The sequence below is a fragment of the Micromonospora sp. NPDC047707 genome, from assembly GCF_040704235.1.
In the GTDB taxonomy this organism is placed as follows: domain Bacteria; phylum Actinomycetota; class Actinomycetes; order Mycobacteriales; family Micromonosporaceae; genus Micromonospora.
The window spans coordinates 1-4,656 of sequence record NZ_JBEYSU010000097.1; the positions used below are offsets into that span (position 1 = coordinate 1).

Annotated in this window: 2 protein-coding genes and 3 pseudogenes; all 5 read right to left on the reverse strand. The window is 67.8% G+C overall.

Annotated features, from left to right (window positions below; genetic code table 11):
- A pseudogene (locus tag AB0873_RS31740) lies at positions 1 to 841 on the reverse strand (IS3 family transposase); the annotation flags it as partial.
- A 63-nt stretch (positions 842 to 904) separates the two neighbouring features.
- Positions 905 to 1,861, reverse strand: a pseudogene (locus tag AB0873_RS31745) (IS110 family transposase); the annotation flags it as partial.
- A 248-nt stretch (positions 1,862 to 2,109) separates the two neighbouring features.
- Positions 2,110 to 2,579: pseudogene (locus AB0873_RS31750) on the reverse strand (MFS transporter); the annotation flags it as partial.
- A gap of 352 nt (positions 2,580 to 2,931) precedes the next feature.
- The gene (locus tag AB0873_RS31755; RefSeq protein WP_366604412.1) at positions 2,932 to 3,168 is read right to left on the reverse strand and encodes a hypothetical protein; all 237 of its coding nucleotides are present in this window, start codon (positions 3,166 to 3,168) and stop codon (positions 2,932 to 2,934) included.
- 512 nt (positions 3,169 to 3,680) lie between these two features.
- Positions 3,681 to 4,256 carry a hypothetical protein gene (locus AB0873_RS31760; RefSeq protein WP_366604414.1) on the reverse strand — a complete coding sequence of 192 codons (576 nt, stop codon included), beginning with the start codon at positions 4,254 to 4,256 and terminating at the stop codon, positions 3,681 to 3,683.
- Positions 4,257 to 4,656 lie beyond the last annotated feature (400 nt).

Genomic DNA, 4,656 nt, shown 5'->3' on the forward strand with positions numbered 1-4,656 from the left:
AGGCTGGTTTTCATGCTGGTGGCGGCCCGCCAGCCGAGGATGCGGCGGGAGTAGGCGTCGATGACGAACGCGACGTAGACCATCCCCGACCAGGTGGGCACGTAGGTGAAGTCGGCGACCCACAACCGGTTCGGCCGGTCGGTGGTGAACCGGCGTTGCACCAGGTCCGCCGGCCGGGCCGCGTGCTGGTCAGCGATGGTGGTGCGTCGGGTCTTGCCCCGCTCCACGCCCCGCAGGCCCTGCTGCCGCATGAGGCGTTCGACGGTGCAGCGGGCCACCGGGATGCCCTCACGGTTGAGCGTCAGCCACACTTTCCGTGCCCCATAGACGCCGTAGTTCACTGCGTACACCCGCCGAATCTCGCCAGCGAGCCAGGCGTCACGGCGAGTCCTGGTTGAGGGCGTGCGTCGGCAGGCGGCCCGGTAGGTGCTGGCCGTGATCTGCCAGCCGTGCTCCCGCAAGGCACGGCAGATCGGCTCGACGCCGAACACCTGCTTGTGCTCGTCGATGAACCTCACGAGCGTGGCTGTGGCCGGTCGAGCTCGGCCGCGAAGAAAGCCGACGCCGCCTTCAGGATCTCGTTCGCCCGGCGCAGCTCGGCGTTCTCCCGCCGCAGCCGCTTCAGCTCCGCTGACTCGTCGGTGCTCACCCCGGGCCGGTCACCGGCGTCGACCTGGGCCTGGCGCACCCACTTACGCAGCGTCTCCGCCGTGCCGATCCCGAGCTTGTGAGCCACCGCGCTGATCGCCGCGTACTCGGACTCGTAGTTCGGCCGCACCTCGGCGACCATCCGCACCGCTCGCTCACGCAACTCACGCGGATAAGGGGAAGGGCGTGACATGGCTCGATCCTCCACAAGAGGTCGGGCCGCTACCAAACCCGGGGCGGTTCCGTATTGCCGGGCGGGTGGGTAGCAGGGGGCTTGTGTGACATGAATTGTGTGCAGGACTGAGTTGACTGATCGGTTTCCGCCGAGGTCGAGGCGGTGGCGCCGGGCTGGGCCATGGCCTTCGCCGGAGGACAGTGCGACTGGCGCGATGCCGCACCAGCGAGCGAATTGGGCTTCGGTAGCGAACCGGCGAGGATCACCGACTTCGGCGAGGAGTTCCATCGCGGTGACGACGCCCACGCCGGGTAGGCCGGTGAGTGTGCAGCCGAGTTCGGCGAGAAGGGCGGGGATCTGCTTGTCGAGTTCCTTGATCCGCTTCGTCAGCACCGTGACGTCATCGAGGGTCGCGGCGAGCCGGTCGAGTTTCAGTCGGTCGTGGGCGGCCAGCGCATCGGGAACAGTGAAACCGTCAGCGAGTGCGACCAGCTGGGGCAGCACCCGGCTTGTCGAGGGCAGCGCGTCGCGGATGGTGACGGGGAGGGTGACGAGTACGGCCTCGGCTTCGGTGAGTAGGCCAACCCGTTGCAGAACAAGGGATGTGCGCCAGTCGCGCAGCACGGTGAGTGTCTGCCAGGCGCTGCTGGGTTTGCGATGTTTCCCGGCTGGGGGCAGGTGCGGGTCGGCGAGAGTCTCGCGAGCGATGGCTTCGGCGTCCTCGACGTCGGTCTTGGCTCGCCGGCGTCGCTTGCGTCGTTCGGCGGTGCGATTGGCTTGGACTTCGCGCACGTCGTAGCCGGCGGCCATGAGCGCCAGGACGATCGGGCGGCCGAGGAATCCGGAGCCTTCAACGCCGACGCGATCAACGGTCAACTCGACACTCAGCAGGAAAGTGAGAAGCTGATCGACACCCTCTTCCGTGATGGGAAACGATGCGTTGTCGACCACGCCGCCGCGATGATCGAGAACTGTGATCGTGGCTGAGTTCTTGTGCGGGTCAATGCCGGCGACACCGTGCTCGTGAGTCAACGCCAATCCTGTCCGCGAGGCCTACCCTGACATGCGCAGTACATGACCCAGCGCAACGGCAGGACGGTGCCTGCGCGGATGTGTTGTCCGGGGTGAGACTGCACGAGTGACGATCACGCGTGGGGTGCGCTGGAGCCCGTGGCGGTTCCTGACCGTATTCGGCGTGGTGTCCCTCCTGATGTATGAGGGTTGCCCGGTTGGTGACCGGCCCGTACCTGGCGGCGTACCGGCCGGCCGGGCGGTAGACGCCGTGGCGCCACGGAGAGGGCGGCCACGCTGAGTGGGACGTTGATCAGCAGCACGGACCGCCAGAACAGGTACTCGGTCAGCAGGCCGCCGAGCAGGTTGGCTGCCGTCCCACCCGCCAAGCCGACGCCGGTCCACAGGGCAAGGGCGCGGTGGCGTGCCGGGCCTTTGGTGACGGTCGCGGTGAGCAGGGTTAGGGTGGCCGGGGCGAGCAGGGCCGCGCCGAGGCACTGCCCGGCCCGGGCAATGCCGAGCACGCCAGGCAGCACAGCAGGCTGGCCCCGGTGAACAGGCCGAGACCGGCCAGGAAGACCCGCCAGCGGCCGTGGAGATTGGCGAGCCGTCCGCCGAGCAGCAGGAAGCCGGCGAAGACCAGCGTGTAGGCGTTGACCGCCCACGGCAGGTCGACGGCGGCGATGCCCAGGTCCAGCTGCAGGGACGGCAGTGCGACTTGATGATGTACGACGTGCACCTCGACGGCGGCGGTGACGGCGTGCACCCCGCAGGCACTCACGCCGGAGGAGTTGGCGCCGCTGCCGGCACCAGGCTTTCCGACCTCGACAGACGCCAACAGCACGTTGGTGAGTAGCAAGCCGAGTAACCGTGGTCAACGACGATCGCGATCCGATGATGAGTAACCGACGAAGCGTGCGACGGATTGATTCCGCGATCGTGCTACCACCGCAACCTCATCCATGTCGTTCGGTAGTAGAATCCAAACAGACTCTTATGGCAGTAACCGACGGTCACGAGAGTAATAGGCGGCGGGCCCGGAGCTGGAACCCCCGGACCCGCCAAAGGTGGAACCAGGAACGCCGCCTACAACAGGGTCACTCGGTCCTCATCTCGCCGCACGAGGTGGGGGCCGAACTCTTGCTGCAGGTAGTAGGGGTGTCGCTCGCCCCGCTCGCGGCCGTGATCTGAGAGTGCAGCATCACCAGGTAGAGGGTGATGCGCAGCGCGATGGCCACGCCCTCTCCCGCCGCCAGCCAGGGGTTACGCTGCCCCACCGCCGGCCGCGGCTTCAGCCGAACGAACAGCTTCCGCCACCATCTACTTCGGGTCATCACAAGATCCCTTCTCCGTCCGGGGTGTTCGCCGGACCTTCACCGGCGCACTGGGTCGAGGACGTGTCGGGCTCGTGCGGTGACCGCGCTTTCCACTCTACTGTGCGTCCATGACGGATAGACGGCACCGGCGTCCCGCCGCCGTAATCCCCGTTCATGCCGTCACGCAGGGTGCCGAAATGGAGGTGCCATAACACCCAGGAATTCCCGCCGGGCGTCGGCCGCGGCGGACGTGTCGTATCGGCGCGCAACCTGGGGGATCGCCGGCGTGTCGGGAGCCGCGCTCATCCGGGCCTACGAGGGGAGGAAGATGACCTCAGGCGCCCGCCCATCACCGGGAAGGAGCGACCACCGAAGGAGGCACCCGATCACCCAGCTGCGGCGCGGCGACCGGGCCGTCCTCGACGCTCTGCTCCGGCCCAGCCCGCAAGTTCCGATGGGCCAGAACGATGCCGGCCCTGTGTGGCACCAAGCTCGGACCCCATCTGCAGCCCCGCAGGGCACGGGAACCGTCAGTCGTCGTCGAGGTCGGCGAACCGTAGGTCGGCCGCAGCTTCCGCCATGGCCGGGTCGTCGTAGTCGGGCAGCGCCCGCTCCGGCATGTGCTCGTCGGCGTCCGGGTCGATGCCCTCAGAGCTGCCGATCAGGTCCAGCAGGAACTCCTCGGCACCGCGCAGCAGCACCGGATCCTCGGTCCAGAAGCCAAACTCGAGGCTGCGTCGTGACGACGCCGTGAAGTTCGCCGACCCGATCCACAGCCGCTTCGGGTTGAAAGCGGTGACGTCGGCGGGACCGAAGTCGTCCTCGTCGTGCTCCCAGAGGCGGCCGAGCAGCGCCAGCTTGGCGTGCAGGATCGGCGGCATCGAGCCGTTGGTGCCCGCGCCCTTGCGGAAGCCGATCGTCCGCACGGTGGGGATCACCTCGTCCCGAGCCGGCAGCGACCACGCAGGCCCGATCACCGGGGGCTCGCCGTCGACCAGGGAGGTCAGCTGCTCCAGCGGAGGAAAGTAACAGACCGGGAGGCCGGGCGTGCGGGCGTTAAGGTCGTCCAGGCGGCGCAGCTTGTAAGGCAGGTCCGGCGTCTGCACGTTTCTGTCCCGGGACTGTTTGCTACCACGACACAGGCCGCCTCCAGGGCGGCGAGCTCGTCGAGCAGCTCCGGGTCGTCCATCCACATTGCGCAGCCCAGCAGCGTGGTCCGTCGCCCGCGGTATTGGTCCCACCGCTGCTGCCGGTGCTCCCGGAAGTCCCGGATGCCCCCGATCAGGCCAGCCAGCACGTTCCGGCCGAAGAATGCCTGGTTGCCGGGCGGACCGACGTCGAGCACCTGGTCGTACCACCGTGTGAAATCCGGCCGCGCCTCCCCGTTTACCATCACGGCAGGATAGAAGCGCCTAGTAGTGCTTTGTTAGGTCGGCGTGTTGAGGGGTTGCTGAGGGCTGGCGGTAGTGTCATGTCGCGGTGACCCCTCACGAGCTTTCGGTTGTG